The sequence below is a fragment of the Mucilaginibacter litoreus genome (assembly GCF_042676805.1).
Taxonomy (GTDB): Bacteria; Bacteroidota; Bacteroidia; order Sphingobacteriales; family Sphingobacteriaceae; genus Mucilaginibacter; species Mucilaginibacter litoreus.
Genome location: NZ_JBHTHZ010000013.1, coordinates 61,574 through 79,932, shown reverse-complemented (window position 1 = coordinate 79,932; position 18,359 = coordinate 61,574). Strand labels below are relative to the sequence as shown.

Sequence of the window (18,359 nt, the reverse complement as noted above, 5' to 3'; positions counted from 1 at the left end):
GTACAGTAAAACAGTAATAGCTTTTAGCGGCTTAAATATGTACGTTATTTATCAAAAGTAACAGATTTAAAATGTTAATTTATGTTAACGATACCGCCTTTTTACACTTAATACGGCAAAGAAAGGAAATTTGAAACAAACAAGCGCATTTAGTATCGACTAATGTTAAAATGTACCGGTTAAACTCATTACAAAAGCCTGACCTAATTAATTTCACTAACAGCTTCGTAAAGCTATTTTTGTGTTTATTAACTGATTTATTGATCCACTTATTTTAAGCATGCATGGCTGACAATTCTTTGGCCCGACGACTTGGCCTCACACAAGCCACTGCAATTAACATGACAGATATGGTTGGCATTGGGCCTTTTATCACCCTGCCAATGGTTATCCACATGATGAACGGCCCCTGGTTTTTATATGCCTGGCTGGCCGGCGCAATTCTTTCTTTTATAGATGCCATGGTTTGGAGCGAATTGGGCGCTGCCTTTCCGATGGCTGGTGGATCATACAATTTTTTAAAAGAAACTTACGGTAAAAATAAGGCCGGTAAGCTGATGAGCTTTCTGTTTGTGTGGCAAACCATGATACAGGCACCGCTCGTTATAGCTTCTGCCGCTATAGGGTTTGCTTCATATTTATCATATCTATTGCCCTTATCAGCCATTGCTTCTAAAGCAGTAAGTGGTGGGGTGGTAATATGCATTGTTATTCTATTGTATCGCAAAATCGAATCGATAGGGAAGATAAGTACCATATTATGGATAGGCGTTTTGATAACCATACTCTGGATCATCGGCGGCGGACTGGTCCATGGTAACTTCCTTTCGCCTGTAAAACATATCAATGATGGCCTGGATATTAACTATGCGTTTGTAACAGCTCTTGGCTTTGCCAGTGTAAAAAGTGTTTACAGCTACCTGGGATATTACAATGTTTGCCATTTGGGTGGCGAAATTGTAAATCCATCAAAAAATATCCCGAAAAGCATGTTTTTATCTATCGCAGGAATTGCCTTACTATATATGCTGATGAACGTTAGCGTGGTTAGCGTGATACCCTGGCAGCAGGCAAAGGACAGCCAGTTTGTTATCAGTGACTTTATGGAAACACTGGCAGGGACAACCGCTGCAAAAGTTGTAACCTGCCTGATATTGCTGGTTGCCTTTTCATCTGTATTCTCGGCAACATTGGGGTACAGCCGCATACCCTATGCCGCCGCCGCCGATGGCGCTTTTTTCAAAGTATTTGCACGCCTGCACCCTACAAAACATTTTCCGCACATATCGCTGTTGGTTTTAGGTGGTATAGCCTTTGTGTTCAGCCTGTTGTTCAAACTTAGCGATGTTATCAGCGCCATATTGGCCATGCGCATACTTATACAGTTTATTTCCCAGGCTTTTGGTTTGTTCCTTTTGCGAATGCGGAAAAGCGATACACAGTTCCCCTATAAGATGCCGTTGTTTCCCTTACCCATATTTGTGGCGATAGCCATCTGGATAGGTATATTGGTCTCTACGGGTTTCCACATGGTATTGGGCGGATTAGCTGCTATACTTTTAGGGATCATCGTATACTTTATAAAAGCAGGTGTAAAAAGAGAATGGCCTTATAAAAAGGCTATATCTTCAACCGATAAAAATCAATAGCATTTTTGGCCCAGAATAGTTCCTGCTCATTTGCAGTAAGGGTATTTATATAACCATTTATAACTGTAAGCACAGCACTATAACCACCTGCCACGTTACATACCGGCCAGTCGGACCCGAACATTACGCGATCGGCTCCAAAAGCATTGAATATTACCTCCAAATAAGGTTTAAAATCTACCGGCCGATGATTATGCCAGTCGGCCTCGGTTACCATTCCTGATACTTTGCAGTGGACGTTCTTAAATGTCGCGAGCGCCTGTATATCTTCTTTCCAGCCGTTAATTATTTTTGCTTTAATATCAGGTTTCGCAATGTGGTCTATCACAAAGCGCTGATCAGGGTGTGCGGAAACAAATTGCCGCGCGGTTTTCAGATGACGGGGAAAAACCAATATATCGTAACTAAAGCCATATTTATCAAGCAGCGCAATCCCTTTCATGAACTTTTCATTGAGCATATACCGCTCATCCGGTTCGGATTGTAGTATGTGCCTGAAGCCCTTTATCAGCGGCAATGTGCTATGACACGCTAACTGATCTTTAATATCATCAGCCGTAAAATTAACCCAACCTACAACGCCTTTAATAAAGCTATTCTCTTTTGCCAGATTAATTAAAAAATCATTTTCTGCAGGTGTTTGGTCTGCCTGCACAGCTACACATCCCGAGATGCCATATTGCTGTAAGTAAGGCTCCACATCAGCAGGCAGGTGGTCGCGACGAAGCACCTGCATGCTGTCAATTATCCAGCCATGACGCTGTTGTTCATACACCCAAAAATGCTGATGACTGTCAATTTTTAACATAGGCTTCAACCACCTGGCGTGCGGTACCCAATCCGTCGATACCCAGCTCAACTACATCCCCGGGTTTTAGGTATACAGGCGGCTTCATCCCCAGGCCCACCCCTGCCGGTGTACCTGTAGATATGATATCTCCGGGCAACAACGTCATGAACTGGCTGATATATGATACCAGATAAGGAACATCGAATATTAAATTTGCCGTAGTCCCATCCTGCATGGTCTCGCCGTTCACCGTTAACCATAAGCGCAGGTTGTGCACATCACTAAGCTCATCAGATGTCGCTAAAAATGGGCCAACTGGCGCGAATGTGTCACAGCCTTTGCCCTTATCCCATGTACCGTTACGTTCCAGTTGAAACTCGCGTTCAGATACATCGTTGTGCAGGCAATAGCCTGCTACGTAACCCATGGCGTCAGCCTCATCCACATAAGAAGCCTTTTTGCCTATTACGATAGCCAACTCTACTTCCCAATCGGTTTTTACAGAGTTTTTGGGTATGATAATATTGTCGTTGGGACCTACGAGAGAGGTGGTTGATTTAAAAAAAATGATAGGTTCTTTTGGTAACGGCGCGTTTGTTTCTTCGGCATGGTCTTTATAGTTCAGCCCGATACAAACTATTTTCGAGGGCCTTGCTACCGGGCTTCCCAGGCGCTCATTGTCACTAACCTCAGGCAGGTTATCTGCATTGTCTTTTAAAAATTGCTGCAAGCGATTTAACCCATCATTTTCAAAAAACAGTTCATTATAATCTTCACCAAAGGCAGAAGTATCATACTTGATATCGTTAATGATTACTCCGGTTTTCTCTTTGCCAGGTACACCGTATCTTATCAGTTTCATTTATTGGTAGTATTAGTTGTTTATTTTAACGAAGCCGCCATCTATCAGGTAATCGCAGCCGGTAATAAAAGCAGCTTCATCAGAGCATAGATAAAGCGCCAAACTTGCCACTTCTTCAGGCTTGCCCATGCGACCTATGGGTTGACTTTCAGATAACTTATCAAATATCTCTTCCTCACGCCCGGCATAATTTTTAGCGATAAAGCCATCCACAAACGGCGTATGTATCCTTGCCGGCGAAATGGTATTACAACGGATATTATGCTGCAAATAATCGCGTGCTACAGACATGCTCATGGCCAGTATGGCCCCTTTACTCATAGAGTAAGCAAATCTATCAGTAATCCCTACGTTAGCTGCTATAGAGGCCATATTTACAATAACGCCGCCACCGTTTGCCTTCATTATTGGCACCGCGGCGTAGAGTGCGTTATAAGCACCTTTAACGTTTACACTGTAAATGCGGTCTAAGTCCTGCCCGGTGGTATTTTCCAGGTTACCTACGTGGGCTATGCCGGCATTATTTATAAGGATATCTATAGCTCCTATGCCGGCAAAAGCTTCGGCTACATGCTGCTGGTTACTGATATCGGCAGCATGGACAAACGCTTTACCGCCCGAGCCGGTTATTTCATCAGCGACCTCTTTTCCGGCATCAGCGTTCAGTTCGATGATATGAACCGTTGCGCCCTGTTTGGCAAACAATTGCGCAATGGCTTTGCCTATGCCGCTTCCGCCACCTGTAATTACGGCCTGCTTATTTTGTAAACTAAACATAATGGGTTTATAATGATACTCCCCGCTTCCAGGGTATAAAATCGTCCTGACCTAATTTAACTGCCTTAGGTTGTGTTAAGCCGCTGGCTACATCGATCACATAATCCAACATGCGTATAGCTGCTTCTTCAATAGTTTCCTGTCCCTCTATAATGGTACCGCAGTTAATATCGATGATGTCCGGCATGCGCTTGTAAACCGCTGTATTGGTAGCTACTTTGATAACGGGAGCTATGGGGTTCCCGGTTGGCGTACCTAAGCCTGTGGTAAACAAAACTATGTTTGCACCAGAGCCAACTTCTGCCGTGGTGCTTTCCACATCGCTGCCTGGGGTACATAATAAATTTAAACCGGGCTTAGTAACCTTTTCCGGATAATCCAGCACTGCGGCCACCGGGGATGTCCCTGCTTTTTTAGCGGCACCGGCAGATTTAATAGCATCGGTAATCAATCCGTCCCGAATATTCCCCGGCGAGGGGTTGGCATAAAAGCCTGAACCATCGGCCTCGGCGCGGGCGTTATAGTTGCGCATCAATTGAATAAACCTTATTGCTTCATCTTCGGTAATACAGCGGTCGCTCAGTTCCTGCTCTACCCCGCAAAGTTCCGGAAACTCTGACAGGATAATACTTCCGCCCAGGCTTACCAGGATATCAGAAAGAAAGCCCAATGTTGGGTTAGCCGATATACCCGAAAAACCATCAGAGCCGCCACACTCCAACCCTATGCACAGCTTTGACAATGGCGCTGGCCGGCGCGTTTGCCTGTTTGCTTCCATTAACCCTGCAAAGGTTTGTTTAAGCGCCTCGTGCAGCAAGTTACTTTCAGTGCCCAGTTGCTGTTGCTCCAGCATGATTATTGGCTTGCTGAAATTGCTGTCGCGCTTTTTGATCTCGTCCATCAAAATGGCGGCTTGCGCATGCTGGCACCCTAAGCTTAATACAGTTGCGCCAGCCACGTTGGGATGAGTAATGTACCCTGCTAACAAGCCGCACAGGGCTTCGCTGTCGGTACGGGTGCCTCCGCAGCCCATATCATGTGTCAGAAATTTGATTCCGTCGATGTTTTCAAAAAGCTTTTTAGTGGTTGCCTGTTCGGGCGACAGTTGGAGGTCAGCATTTAGTATTTCCTGCGTCGACCTGCCATCATGGTACATTTGCACTAAACTATCCACCTCGCTTTCATAACCACGAGGTTTGCTAAAGCCAAGTTTTGCAGTTAAAGCTTCTTTAAGAATATTGATATTCCGGTTTTCGCAAAACACCAGCGGTATAACCAACCAGTAGTTAGCAGTACCTACCGAGCCATCCGCCCTGTGAAAGCCCATAAATGTTTTATCCCTGTAATCAGCAGCAACCGCAGGAACCTGCCATTCCGTTTTACGGTTGCCTAAAGCAAAATCATCAGCAGCATGCACAATGTTGCCGGTTGTAATGGCCTCTCCTTGTGCTACCGGTTTACTTAGCTTGCCTACCAATACACCGTACATATAAATCGCGTCGCCCGGCTGCATGGCATTAATAGTAAACTTGTGTTTGGCGGCTACATTGGAAGTAAGCGAAAAAGTATCTTGCTGAAAGTTAATCTGCGTGCCCAAGGGCAAATCTGTCAAGGCGACCAAAACATTATCCCGGGGATGAATTTGCAAATAAGTATGCTTGATGCTTGTGGGCATATAATGTGCGCTTAACAGGTTTTATAAGAGATACGAATATAGCTAAGCTATCATTTAGTTAACTACTGATAACAAAAAAAGTCCCTCTTTTTGGGGAGGGACTTTCTTTTATTTACTGATCAGGTTATAAAGCTCGTCGAGCTTTGGCGACAGTACAATCTCAATGCGGCGGTTCTTTGAAAGCGCCTCCGGTGTTTCTGCTGTATCAATTGGTTGAAACTCTCCCCTACCTGTTGCTGTAAGGCGATGCGGGTCGATGTTTTCTGTTTCGGTCAGATATCGGGTAACAGATGTGGCACGCAATACGCTTAGGTCCCAGTTATCTTTTATCTGGCCAAGGTTTTTTATTTTCTTATCATCCGTATGGCCTTCAACTGCTATGTTAATATCCGGTTCTTTATTTAACACTGCGGCCAATTGCTTAAGCGCTTGTTTACCTTTATCATCAATTACAATGCTTCCGGATGGGAAAAGCAGCTTATCGGTAAGCGAAACATAAACTTTACCATTGCGGATATCAACCGTTAAGCCACTTTGCTGAAAGCCAAGCAGCGCTTTCTGCAGTTTATCCTTCAACGCGTTTGTAGCTTCATCGCGCTTACGCAAAATCTCTTCCACTTCTTTTAAACGGGCTTCGCGTTTTTGCAGGTCGGCAGATAACTGCGTAACCTTCGATGAGCTTGCGCTATAGTTGCTGTTAAGAGATGCATAATTTTTTTTCAATTGAGCCAGTTCCTGCCCTATACGTGAGGTATCGGCCATCAGTTTAGCTACCTGCTCTTCAAGAGTTGTAGTACGTGCGGCCAGCGAGTCGCGCTCGGCAAGTAATGCCTTATGTTTTTTAGGCGACATAACAACGCACGATTGCAAAGCGGACAGCAATAAAAATGCAAATAATAGATGTTTGATCTTCATAGTTACTTGGGGTTATGTTCAGGCTAATGCATTTTTAAGAAATACATTCATCGGGTATAATTTACTGCAAACGCGGGCTATTTCATCAGCAGCAGATGCGCTTGTCAGCTCTTTATCTTTAAGAGGGTGCCAGGCAATAAAGCTTTTGAGCTTGATCAGGTCGATATTCTCGTTATCGGCATCATAGCCTTTAGGTGTAGTTTTTAATTGATCCTGTTTCCTGAATTCACCAAAAAGTTCAATAAACTCCTTATCATCAATTATCTTTTTAAGATCATCGGCATTATAGTCTATCTCCTGCCTTATGGCTTTCAGGTGTTCTGCCTCGGGCATCCAATAACCCCCGGCTATGAATGATTGTCCCGGCTGTATATGTAAGTAATATTCAACACCGCCCAATTTGCTGCCCTGAGTTGGGAAGCTTACCCCAAAATTGTTTTTATAAGGAAGCTTATTCTTGCTGAACCGGATGTCCCGATAAATGCGCATTACACATTTTTTGGCTTCCAGATCAGGGCTGATAGTTGGGTCTATCTTTTGCAGCCTGCTGATAACAGCTGCAGTAAAATCAATTACATTTTCGCGAGCTTCGTCGTACCGTTCTTTATTCAGCTGAAACCAGTCGCGGTTATTATTTTCAACAAGTTCCTTTAGGAAGATAAAGGTTTGGGGGTTTATCATTATTTATACTTTAGTATGCCCCTTAAGCCAATTAATTCAAATTAAGCTTTTCCTGGCGCATATTCAGTTCAACATTTTTACGGCGATATTTTTTGTACCAGATAAAACCTAAAACTGCCACAGCAAGGTAAGGCGCAGCCAGGAGATACATTATGCCATTATTTAAACCGTTGGTTGCGCTTGCACCACTTTCAGAGTTACTCTCAACAGTGGCAGTACACATAGCGCACTGTGCTTTAGCCGGCACTACAGTAGTGATAGTTAGGCCTAATGCTAAAAAGAAAAACAAAAACCTTAATTGCTTTTTCATGGTGCCTTTTTATTTAGAAGTGGTAATATGGTTTTATCATCAAATATACAACAACGCCCGATACTGTAACGAATAACCATAAAGGAAACGTCCATCTTACTAATTTCTTATGCTTTTCTACCTGCATTTGTAATCCGCGGTAAAAGCTCAGTAATATTAACGGTAACACACCGGCAGCAAGTATAATATGAGGTATTAATATCGTCAGATACAGCGTACGTAATCCACCGGCCAAAGTTTTTTCATCAGATGAAAGTATGCCATCCGCATTGGCATCCCCATAAAGGGTATCATTACGCATCAGATAATGAAACAAAATGTAAGACACCAAAAACAGCGATGATAAGCAGAAGGTTAAAATATTGATGCGCTTATGCATTGCAATATTGCCATTTTTAATAAAGTATAATGATACTAAAAGCAGCACGCTGCATGTGCCATTCAAAATAGCGTTAAGTAATGGCAGATATGGTGTAAACGCAGGCGGCGTAGCCGGGCCGGGTATCAAATGGCGGTTAAGTACAATCACCACGGCTATCACAAATATGGTGATACCGGCAACAAATCGGAATATAAATTTATCAGTCATTTTTTTTAAGAGAGTCAGGAATCAGGACGCCATGAGTCAAGATTCTTTTATTTATGTTGATCAAAAGATGTCTTGTCTCTTGATTCTAAATTCTTGCTTCTAATACAAAGCTTTATCCACCTTACGCAGTTCTTCGGCTATTTGCACTTTTATTTCATCATTCAGCCGGGCTACATCTGTTGTGGAGGTACCTGAATAATATCCTCTGATCCGCTTTTCAGCATCGATCAATATTAACCGGTCGTCGTATATAAAATCGTTATCACCCCGTTTAAGCGCGTTAACTAAAAACCCTTTTCGCGCAAGCCCATAAATGGTACTGGTATCGCCGGTGAGAAACTGCCATTTGTTCACCGACTCAAATTTTTTTCCGTAAGCTTTAAGTGCATCGGGCGTATCGTGCTCCGGGTCAACAGTAATGGATATAAAGTGTACCATCGGGTTTTTGCGGTAGGCATACACAAGCTCGCTTAAATTCTTATTTACCGTATTGCAAACTGTAGGGCAGTTAGTATAAAAAAAGTTGGCTATAAAAATCTTTTTATCAAAGTTCTTAAACGATACTTCTTTACCATTCTGGTCGGTAAGCTTAAAGTCACTCAGCTTATGATAGATAGTATCTGGTATGTACTCACCATGAAACTTATGCCCGGTTTTAGCCACTACCTTTGGGCCATAAAACGCCAGTGGTTTGTAACGATTTTTTCCCTTTGCGGTAAGTAAATAATATAAAAATCCCGGTAGCGCTAATATGGCTACCAGGATCAGTATCTTTTTCAGAATGGAAGCTTTACGCATTATCCTTATTTGTGCCCTGAAATGGTTCCTCTCAGGTCAATCCAATAATGGCTTTCGTTAGTAAGCACCAAAATCAAACCAATGATGAACAATACAGGTACGATCAGGGAAAGCATCAGGCCTATACGTTCAAATTTCAAGTGCATAAAGTAGGCCACTATGTAAAATGCTTTTGCCAGTGTCAGTACGATATAAATAGGGTTAGCTATATGTAATGGAACAATACCTTTTGGTACTAGCAGCAACGCTATAATAAACTCAACTACGGTTATACCCAACAGTACAAAAAATACTTTCCATATTTTACCGCGGGTCATTGATTCATGCTCGCCATGCGCTTCGTGGTGAACTTCTGTTGTTTCTGATGACATGATATATCAGTTAAATTTTTAAACTAAATAAAAGAATGTAAATACGAATACCCAAACAAGATCTACAAAGTGCCAGTAAAGGCCTACTTTTTCAATCATTAAGTAGCTGCCGCGTTTTTCATAAGTACCGGCAAGTACATTAATGGTGATGATGATGTTAATTACTACCCCGCTGAATACGTGGAAACCGTGGAAACCGGTAATGGTAAAGAACAGGTTAGCAAACTGCTGGGTATAAGTTGTAGAAAGCGCATCGCCTTCGCGGAAGTATTCTTTCAGGTCATGCGGAATGCTTCCCCACCAAAAACCTTCGTGGTGCAGGTGGCTCCACTCTAAAGCCTGGCAACCTAAAAACATAAAGCCACCAATAATGGTCAGTATCATCCAGGTAACAACTTCTTTACGTGCCATGCGGTGACCGGCTTCAACGGCTAATACCATTGTTACCGAGCTCATGATCAGGATAAAGGTCATTAAACCTACAAACACCAGTGGGGCACCATGATCTATCATGCCTGGAACCGACTGAAATATCAGGTCTGCTGCGGGCCAGCTGTTTGAGCTGAAACGTAGCGCGCCGTAGGCAATTAACAATGATGAGAAGGTAAAGGCATCTGACAACAGGAAAAACCACATCATCATTTTGCCATACTCCACATTAAACGGCGATTTCCCGCCAGACCAAGGCGTAGTTTTTAATTCATCAATAGAAGATACTTGTGCACTCATTGTGTTTTTAATATTGGTTCAAAAGTAAAAAAACATACAGATAAATCCATATAATATCGACAAAATGCCAAAATATTGAGGACATCTGCATACTGAATAAATTTTTAACCTGCGGTACGTTTTTATAGCTGCGTATAAGCGTATTGGCTAATAACAGTATGCCGGCTAAAATGTGTAATAAATGCATCCATATAAATACATATACAAATGACTGTGAAGCATTAGGATTGCTAAAATAAATACCCATTGAAGGCAGCAAAATAAGCCACGCATAAATCTGTATGGCGAAAAAAGCTGTCCCGAGGCCAATGGTAAGCCATAAATAAAGCCTTTGTTTAGCAAACTGTAGCCTTTTGGCGGCGTGTGATGCCAAAAACATGGTAAAACTGCTTAGTACTATTACAATAGTGCTGTATAAAAATACCGGCGGCATTTTCATGTTAAGCGCATGTTTTGTACCACCGCTGTAAACTATGAAACCGCTGGTTAAAGCCGCAAAAAACATAAATGATGTGAATATGAATATCCACATGTTAAATTTTTTGGGCGCCAGGTTTAGCTTATCTTCTTGTTGTAACTGAGCCATCATCATTTTCCGATAAAATCAAACAAAAACATTAACTGTACCACAGGCAGATAGTAAAATGAACCAAACATTAACGTGCGTGCTGCCTTAATTTCAAGGGTGCGCAACAGGTTAAATGCCTGATATAAGAATATTAAACTCATTACCAGCGACACTCCGCCTACGTAGTAACCACCAAAACCATAAATAGTTGGTAACAAACTAACCGGCACCATTATAATGGCAAATATGAAAGTAACCACTGCGCTGGTTTTGTCGCGCTCGCCAGTAGGCAGCAAACGAAAACCTGCCAGTTTGTAATCGTCATCCAGCACCCAGGCTATAGCCCAGAAATGTACAAACTGCCATATAAATTGTATAGAGAACAATAACAAAGCAATCTCATCTATACGGCCGTGGGGCTGCCCTGCCACGTATCCTATCAGGGCCGGTAAAGCACCCGGTATAGCACCTACAAAAACCGCAATGGCCGACTTGCGCTTAAGCGGCGTATAAGCAAACGCATATAACAATATTGAAAATACCGAAAGCAAACCGGTGAGCAGGTTTAACGATCCTAACAGATAGGTACCAATAATGCCCATGCCCATACCCATTACAAGCCCTTGCCCGGTTGTCATTCGCCCTGCAGGCATTGGCCTGTCCATGGTGCGTTTCATCAGTTTATCAAGCTTAACTTCTATCACCTCGTTGAAGCAGTTGGCTGCTGATGTAACCAGGAAACCGCCAACAACAAGTTTAAACCAGTTGATCCACATGACAGTGCTGTACAATGATCCCCAGGTGTTACCTCCATTAGCTTTCACAGCAATAATAAAAGATATCGATGCAGAGAACGTAACCAAAAAGGTTAGGCGCAATTTAATCAGCTTTGAAAAATCACCCCACTTCATTGGCCTGCCCCCTGTACACTACCTGATTTGAACAGGTTTAACAATAAATAAAATTGCGCTCCAAACATCAGGCTTGCCAATACAATATGCGATGCCTGTGCAAACGGCGGCAAAGCAAAGTACGACAGGAAAATACCCGTAACTATCTGCAGCATTATCATTAGAAATGTAAAACTCATTAATTGCTGCTGTATAGAGTGCCTGTTGAAGCTTTTACGTATCAGCGCATACAAAATAACATTTAATACCAGTACTATCAATGCTACGTCCCTGTGCTGACTAAATATCTCGCCAGCTCTTCTTACCCAGCTATCACGGTAACTGCCTTCAAGATGTGTTGCAACGGCATCAACCTTTTCCCGTACCTCGGTTCCGAAAGTTATTTGTAAAACACTTAATGCTATAGCTGCTAAAGTAACTATGCTAACTAATGGCTTAACAGTAACTTTATAACGCCCCTGCACTTTAGCCATATGATAAGTAGATATGCTTATAGCAAGAATAGCCAGCGCCAAAAGCATGTGTACGGTTACTATCCACGCTACCAGGTTAGTAGATACCACTATTGACCCTAACCAGGCCTGGAAAAACACCAGCAGCAGGTTGAAAACACTCAGGAAAACAATAAGCTTGTTGGTTTTGCGATACTTGAACGAGTAAACCGCGCAGAGCAACAAAAATATACCAGAGATAGCACCCACCAGGCGGTTAACATATTCTGTCCAGGTGCGTGCGGTATTGAACTCTTCGGGTACTAATATTGATTTGTCATTACGGATACGGTTTGCCAAGTCACCGTAACCAAAAACATCCAGCATTTTGGCAAATTTTTGGTTTTTGGCCATGCGCTTATCGGCATAGGTTTGTTTGTAATCTGCCGGTAACTGGCTAATGTCTGTAGGGGGTATATACCGCCCAAAACATTTAGGCCAATCCGGGCAGCCCATACCTGAGCCCGAACTGCGCACAACCCCGCCTGCCAATATCACTAATAAAAGCATGATAATGGCAATAAGATTTACTTTAATGAATGTATTTCCGGATGTTTTAACAGCCATTTATTTAAAAAAACAGGGTATCTGTTTTGAAGCCTTAAGTTTAAAGTTCTGAGCCGAAAGTCTTAATTTGACTTAGAACTCCAGACTAAAGACTTACAACTTAACAGATACCCTAAAAAATCAGATCAGTATATTATTACTTAACCTCTTCGTTACTTTTTTGAGTATTTATCCATTTGGTATGTTCTTCCAAACCCGTAGGGTTGTCTTCAAAATCATGCGGAAGGTTAGAACTCATAGTTTGAGAAAGCGGTACGGTTTGAGGTATATAGTCCTCATCTGCACCAGGCTTGCTATAATCATATGGCCAGCGGTATACAGCAGGTATCTCTCCCGGCCAGTTACCATGGATGTGCTCAACCGGAGCAGTCCACTCAAGTGTGTTAGCCTCCCATGGGTTCTGAGTTGCCTTTTTACCAAAAAACATTGAGTAAAAAAAGTTAAACAGGAATGCACACTGAGCAACAGCAGCCATTATAGCGGCCCATGTTACAAAAGTGTTTACTGATAACCATTGTTTCATCGACTCAAACTCGGTGAATGCGTAATAACGACGTGGCACCCCGTCCAAGCCCATAAAGTGCATTGGGAAGAACACCAGGTAAGCACCTATAAAAGTTAACCAGAAGTGCAGGTATCCTAAGCGCTCGTTCATCATGCGGCCGAACATTTTAGGGAACCAGTGATACACACCTGCAAGCATACCAAATATAGCTGCCGAACCCATTACCAGGTGGAAGTGAGCTACCACAAAGTAAGTATCGTGCAAATTGATATCTAAAGCGGCGTTACCCAGGAAAATACCTGTCAAACCACCAGAAATAAAGAATGACACCATACCAACAGCAAACAGCATTGCCGCGGTGAAACGAATATTTCCTCTCCATAGCGTGGCCAGCCAGTTGAATGTTTTTACTGCCGATGGTACTGCAATAATCAGGGTAGTGATCATGAATACGCCACCCAGGAATGGGTTCATACCGGTTACAAACATGTGGTGACCCCAAACAATGAATGACAATACAGTAATACCTATCAGTGAGTAAACCATCGCATGGTAACCAAATATAGGTTTACGTGAGTTTACTGACATTACTTCTGACGATATACCCATCGCAGGCATAATTACGATATATACTTCGGGGTGGCCCAGGAACCAGAACAAGTGCTGGAACAGGATAGGGCTACCACCTTCGTAAGGTTGTACCTGTGAGCCGTTCAGTACGATTTCTGAAAGGTAGAAACTGGTACCAAAGCTACGGTCAAATATCAACAGTACCACACCTGCAACAAGTACAGGGAATGATAATATACCAAGAATAGCTGTAAGGAAGAACGCCCAGATAGTTAATGGCATTTTCCACAGATCCATCCCTTTTGTACGCATATTTAATACGGTACTTACATAGTTGATACCACCCATTAGTGATGAGGCGATAAAGAATACCATACTGATCAGCCAAAGCGTCATTCCAAGTCCTGATCCGGGCATAGCTTTAGGCAATGCCGATAGTGGTGGGTAGATTGTCCAGCCGCCGCTGGCAGGGCCTTTCTGAATCATGAATGACGATAGCATGATAACGCTGGCTAAAAAGAAGAACCAGTAAGATAACATGTTCATGAAAGGAGATGCCATATCACGTGCACCAACCTGCAATGGGATAAGCAGGTTACTGAATGTACCGCTAAGGCCTGCAGTTAATACAAAGAATACCATAATGGTACCGTGTATGGTAACTAATGCAAGGTAAAAGTTTGAATCCAACCGGCCACCAGGCGCAAAACGACCTAATAAGGTTTCCAGCAAAGGAAATGCTTTATCAGGATAGGCTAACTGAATCCTGAATAGGATTGACAGGATCATTGCGATAACTGCCATAGTAATCCCTGTAATAAGGAATTGCTTTGCAATCATCTTATGATCCATACTAAATATGTATTTAGATATGAATGTTTCTTTATGATGATGTCCGTGATCGCCTTCGTGATGTGCTACTCCGTGATCGTGAACTGCTAATGTTGACATACTCGCTAATCTTTTTGTATTAATTGTTTAACGCTAACCTGTTATCCTGTACCTGTTTGTTATCCGCCTCAGCAAACTTCAAATCCTTTTTAAGCTGATCTGTTAAATATGGTTTTTGCTGAGCTATCCACGCCTGATATTCAGCCTGGGTAACAACGCGTACAATTTTTTTCATGTTATAGTGGCTTCCGCCGCAAATTTTGTTGCAAAGTACTTCGTATTCAAACGTAGGCCTGTCAAGTTTGGTACGCATCTCTGCAGTAGTAACGGTTGGCATAAACTTAAAGTAAGTAGGCAAACCAGGCACCGCATTCAGCTGAACACGAAAGTGAGGAATGTAAACACTATGGATAACATCCTGTGAATGGATATTTAACCTTACTGATTTATTTACAGGAATAACCATGGTATCGGCCTGTAAATCATCATATGAATATTTATCTTTAAAGTTGATACCTAATTTGTTGCCACCGTTTACCAGTTTGTAATTAGTTGCACCTAAATGCCCGTCTTTACCAGGATAACGGAGTTCCCAGGCAAACTGATGGCCGGTTATATCAATATTAAGTGAAGCAGGCTCACCTTTAGCATCAACACTGTTGGTAATTTTTTGCCAGGTAAAGAAACCGAAGATAACCAGTACGGTTAAAACGATTGCCGGGGCAATAGTCCATACCTTCTCAATGGTATTGTTGTGTGGCAAATAATGACCGCGACGTTTGGCGTTGTAACGATATCTGAACAGGAAGGTAAACAGCAATATCTGTGTAATAAAAAACACTGTCATGGTAATGCTGGTGGTTGTCCAGAACATTTGGTCTAACACCTTACCATGTGCCGAAGCTGCAGCAGGCAATATCATGCTTCCCTGAACGGTGAATGACCAATATGCACCATACAGGCCTGCAATTAAAAAGATCAGGAACATTACACCGATAATGTTATTCCAGTTCATCGGTTGTTTGCCCCTTATTTGCTGGGTAAGGTCATAAACACGGAATATTTTGCCTACAATGCCTATTATAAAGCAAACCACCAGGAACAAAAGTATATAGTAGCCTGCAGTAGCAAGGCCGTTATCTTTAGCTGCAGCATCGGCAGCCGGCGATGCACTGGTGCCTGCCGACTCTGTACCCTGAGCAAAAAGCAGGCTTGTGCCCAAAAGCATAAACACAGCTAAAAGCGAAAGTATTTTTTTAGAATTGAATAGATTTTTTAATCCCATTTTATTGGTTATTTGAAATTGCTGTATCCGGTTGCAAATTTAACAATATTATCTGTGATGATGCAGACTCTCTTGCAAGAACGGGTGTTTTTTAGGTATAAGCGATTGCGCTTTACTTAACTTGGTTAACACTGTAAAGGTGAATAACCCGGCAAAGCCTAAAAATATACCTATCTCTTCAACACCAAAGCCTCTTTGGATGCCTAAAGTGCCAGGCATGATCATCAGGTAATAATCTAACCAGTGACCCGCTATTAACAAAATACAAACCCACATAACACGGTTGCTTAAACGCTTTGCATCACGGGACATCAGTAATAGTAACGGAGCAACAAAGTTAATTACAATATTTAACCAGAACCACCATTTGTATTCAGGTTCCCAGCGTTTGTAAAAATATACCGACTCCTCTGGCATGTTTGCATACCAGGTAAGGAAAAACTGGGCAAACCAAACGTAGGTCCAGAAAATAGAGAAACCAAATATTAGTTTACCAAGGTCATGTAAGTGGTTTTCGTTTAACCAGGTCATGTATCCCCTTCTTTGCAGATAGATAATTACCAGGGCAATAATTGCAAGGCCGCTTACGTGCATGGCAGCCAGGTTATACCAGCCAAACATGGTTGAGAACCAATGCGCTTCCAGCGACATGATTACACCAAAGGCAAATATTGGGAACGTGAAACCAAATATTACAAGGAAAATACAAGAATATTTAAAGTTCCTGTCATAGTTAATCATACCGCCTTCGCTATCTTCCGCTTCAGAGAACTGAGCCATTTTGACACCGAAGAAACTATAAGCGCTCAGTAATACTACTAATACGCCGAAAAAGAAAGGAATATTCAAGAAGCCTTTTTTACCTGCAATTATAGCATCATAGTTCTCTGCAGAAGGATCTGTTAAGCCATGTGCAGCCCAATGTGCATACAGGTAAGGCACTACCTCCTGTTTACCGTGCTCTTCAATGGTATGGGTATGCAGTAAACCTGCAGTAATAATTAATACAAGGATAACACTTGCTATAGGCAGTGCTTTTGCAAATGCCTGGGGTACCCTGATGAGCGATGCAGACCATCCTGCCTGCGCTACATAGTTGTATGCCGAAAAGAATACACCGGCCGTACAAACGCAAACAAAAAAGTATCCCATCAGCAACAGGTTGCTGTAAGCGCGTTGTATGTGGTCGCCACCTGCAATAAAGCCGAACGCAATTGCTATAACACCAATTACAATAGCAACCAAACTGTATGTTTTGGCATTGCCTGTAAATTCAAAACGTTCGTCAAAATTATTATGAGTCTTCATTAATAAATAATCTTATAAAGTTTGTAAATGGTGTACATACATAACTATCTTCCAGCGCTCCTCAGGTGCTACCTGAGATGCGTATGAACCCATTGCGTTCACACCGTAAGTTATGGTATGATATATTTTACCGTCGGTAAGATCTTTCATCGCTCCACCACGTGATGACTGTCCTTTTGAATAAGATGGCGGCGGTGGATAACCATGCTGAACTACCAATCCATCTCCCTGACCATTTATACCATGGCACGGAGAACAAAAAGTGGTAAACAACGCCTTACCATCTTTCAGGTTTTCAGCTGAAGCAGTTAACGGATTTTTCACCTCGGTACCTGCCAGCTCATAGCCTTCTTTGGTATTTGGATAATCAAAGCGTTTGAAACCGATTGGTATAGTACCTGCAGGCGGAACCTGTGCGGTTTTACCATCTTTAAAGTTATCATTAGGCTGATCGTATTCGTAAGCCTTATGCTCGTACATATTGGGAGCATATTCCCAGCCGGTGCTGCGCTTATCCTTGCATGAAGTAATTACTATCGATGCAGCGATAACGAAAGCCGTTGTGCCCAATATTTTAATTTTATTCATAGCTAACATATTTCCTTTCGTTATGCTTTACTTCTACAGCTCCTGCTTCTTTTAACAAATTGGTTATATCATCATGCGGTATATTACCTTTTGCGTCAACAGCAATTATAAAGCGGTCGTCTGTCGCGCGCAGGTCCATCACCCTTGGCGCACGGCCTGGAAACAGGTGGGTTGCTGCAAAAAAAGTCAAGGTCATACCAAAAGCGGTGAACAGGATGGTCCACTCAAATGTAAACGGCACAAAGTTTGGCATGGCAAAGTTTGGCTTACCACCTACGTTCAAAGGCCAGTCATGTACCAGTGTATAATACAATAAACTGAAGATTACTGTGCCACCAAGGCAGCCAAAGCAAAATGCCGCATAACCTAATCTCGAATCTTTAACGCCCATTTTAGCCTCGATACCGTGTATAGGCATTGGTGAATACACATCATAAATAGGCACACTGTTTTTTTGTAAGTTGGTGATACCCTGCATCATGTTATCAGGATCATCAAAACAGCCCAATATAAATTTAGTCTTGCTCAT

The 18,359-nt window shown here is 42.4% G+C and carries 20 protein-coding genes; 1 reads left to right on the top strand and 19 read right to left on the bottom strand.

Features of this window, described 5'->3' with window-relative positions:
• The first annotated feature begins 284 nt into the window (after positions 1 to 284).
• Positions 285 to 1,649 (top strand): APC family permease, encoded by a 1,365-nt coding sequence (locus ACFQZX_RS13830; protein ID WP_377116313.1) that lies wholly within the window; start codon positions 285 to 287, stop codon positions 1,647 to 1,649.
• Here ACFQZX_RS13830 and ACFQZX_RS13825 read toward each other — a convergent pair.
• The 19 genes from ACFQZX_RS13825 to ACFQZX_RS13735 form a co-directional block, all read right to left on the bottom strand.
• The gene (locus ACFQZX_RS13825; RefSeq protein WP_377116311.1) at positions 1,621 to 2,457 is read right to left on the bottom strand and encodes an amidohydrolase family protein; all 837 of its coding nucleotides are present in this window, start codon (positions 2,455 to 2,457) and stop codon (positions 1,621 to 1,623) included. The genes ACFQZX_RS13830 and ACFQZX_RS13825 overlap by 29 nt on opposite strands.
• Complete coding sequence (locus ACFQZX_RS13820) at positions 2,444 to 3,301, bottom strand: fumarylacetoacetate hydrolase family protein (protein ID WP_377116309.1); 858 nt, start codon at positions 3,299 to 3,301, stop codon at positions 2,444 to 2,446. Before ACFQZX_RS13820 ends, ACFQZX_RS13825 begins: the two co-directional genes overlap by 14 nt.
• A gap of 12 nt (positions 3,302 to 3,313) precedes the next feature.
• Positions 3,314 to 4,078 carry an SDR family NAD(P)-dependent oxidoreductase gene (locus tag ACFQZX_RS13815; RefSeq protein WP_377116307.1) on the bottom strand — a complete coding sequence of 255 codons (765 nt, stop codon included), beginning with the start codon at positions 4,076 to 4,078 and terminating at the stop codon, positions 3,314 to 3,316.
• A 7-nt stretch (positions 4,079 to 4,085) separates the two neighbouring features.
• Positions 4,086 to 5,753: a UxaA family hydrolase gene (locus tag ACFQZX_RS13810; RefSeq protein WP_377116305.1), complete on the bottom strand. Its 1,668-nt coding sequence runs from the start codon at positions 5,751 to 5,753 to the stop codon at positions 4,086 to 4,088.
• Positions 5,754 to 5,861: 108 nt separating this feature from the next.
• Positions 5,862 to 6,668 (bottom strand): OmpA family protein, encoded by an 807-nt coding sequence (locus ACFQZX_RS13805; RefSeq protein WP_377116304.1) that lies wholly within the window; start codon positions 6,666 to 6,668, stop codon positions 5,862 to 5,864.
• An 18-nt stretch (positions 6,669 to 6,686) separates the two neighbouring features.
• Positions 6,687 to 7,349 carry a DUF2461 domain-containing protein gene (locus ACFQZX_RS13800; protein ID WP_377116302.1) on the bottom strand — a complete coding sequence of 221 codons (663 nt, stop codon included), beginning with the start codon at positions 7,347 to 7,349 and terminating at the stop codon, positions 6,687 to 6,689.
• Between the two features lie 31 nt (positions 7,350 to 7,380).
• Positions 7,381 to 7,659, bottom strand: coding sequence for a hypothetical protein (locus ACFQZX_RS13795; protein WP_377116300.1), 279 nt, complete (start codon positions 7,657 to 7,659; stop codon positions 7,381 to 7,383).
• A 13-nt stretch (positions 7,660 to 7,672) separates the two neighbouring features.
• Positions 7,673 to 8,248, bottom strand: a complete 576-nt coding sequence (locus ACFQZX_RS13790; protein ID WP_377116298.1) for a DUF420 domain-containing protein — start codon at positions 8,246 to 8,248, stop codon at positions 7,673 to 7,675.
• Positions 8,249 to 8,347: 99 nt separating this feature from the next.
• Positions 8,348 to 9,046: an SCO family protein gene (locus ACFQZX_RS13785; protein ID WP_377116296.1), complete on the bottom strand. Its 699-nt coding sequence runs from the start codon at positions 9,044 to 9,046 to the stop codon at positions 8,348 to 8,350.
• A 5-nt stretch (positions 9,047 to 9,051) separates the two neighbouring features.
• The gene (locus ACFQZX_RS13780; protein WP_377116294.1) at positions 9,052 to 9,417 is read right to left on the bottom strand and encodes a cytochrome C oxidase subunit IV family protein; all 366 of its coding nucleotides are present in this window, start codon (positions 9,415 to 9,417) and stop codon (positions 9,052 to 9,054) included.
• 18 nt (positions 9,418 to 9,435) lie between these two features.
• Complete coding sequence (locus ACFQZX_RS13775) at positions 9,436 to 10,146, bottom strand: cytochrome c oxidase subunit 3 (RefSeq protein ID WP_377116292.1); 711 nt, start codon at positions 10,144 to 10,146, stop codon at positions 9,436 to 9,438.
• A gap of 7 nt (positions 10,147 to 10,153) precedes the next feature.
• Positions 10,154 to 10,738, bottom strand: a complete 585-nt coding sequence (locus ACFQZX_RS13770) for a cytochrome c oxidase subunit 3 (RefSeq protein WP_377116290.1) — start codon at positions 10,736 to 10,738, stop codon at positions 10,154 to 10,156.
• Positions 10,735 to 11,625 (bottom strand): heme o synthase, encoded by an 891-nt coding sequence (gene cyoE, locus ACFQZX_RS13765; protein ID WP_377116288.1) that lies wholly within the window; start codon positions 11,623 to 11,625, stop codon positions 10,735 to 10,737. The genes ACFQZX_RS13770 and cyoE overlap by 4 nt, the downstream gene beginning before the upstream one ends.
• Positions 11,622 to 12,683: a COX15/CtaA family protein gene (locus ACFQZX_RS13760; protein WP_377116286.1), complete on the bottom strand. Its 1,062-nt coding sequence runs from the start codon at positions 12,681 to 12,683 to the stop codon at positions 11,622 to 11,624. The genes cyoE and ACFQZX_RS13760 overlap by 4 nt, the downstream gene beginning before the upstream one ends.
• 136 nt (positions 12,684 to 12,819) lie before the next feature.
• Complete coding sequence (locus ACFQZX_RS13755; protein WP_377117074.1) at positions 12,820 to 14,610, bottom strand: cytochrome c oxidase subunit I; 1,791 nt, start codon at positions 14,608 to 14,610, stop codon at positions 12,820 to 12,822.
• Positions 14,611 to 14,728: 118 nt separating this feature from the next.
• Positions 14,729 to 15,934, bottom strand: coding sequence for a cytochrome c oxidase subunit II (locus ACFQZX_RS13750; RefSeq protein ID WP_377116284.1), 1,206 nt, complete (start codon positions 15,932 to 15,934; stop codon positions 14,729 to 14,731).
• A gap of 48 nt (positions 15,935 to 15,982) precedes the next feature.
• Positions 15,983 to 17,242: a quinol:cytochrome C oxidoreductase gene (locus ACFQZX_RS13745; RefSeq protein WP_377116282.1), complete on the bottom strand. Its 1,260-nt coding sequence runs from the start codon at positions 17,240 to 17,242 to the stop codon at positions 15,983 to 15,985.
• A gap of 12 nt (positions 17,243 to 17,254) precedes the next feature.
• Entirely contained in the window at positions 17,255 to 17,830 is a 576-nt protein-coding gene (locus ACFQZX_RS13740) for a c-type cytochrome (RefSeq protein ID WP_377116280.1), read from the bottom strand.
• The gene (locus tag ACFQZX_RS13735) at positions 17,823 to 18,359 is read right to left on the bottom strand and encodes a DUF3341 domain-containing protein (RefSeq protein WP_377116278.1); all 537 of its coding nucleotides are present in this window, start codon (positions 18,357 to 18,359) and stop codon (positions 17,823 to 17,825) included. Before ACFQZX_RS13735 ends, ACFQZX_RS13740 begins: the two co-directional genes overlap by 8 nt.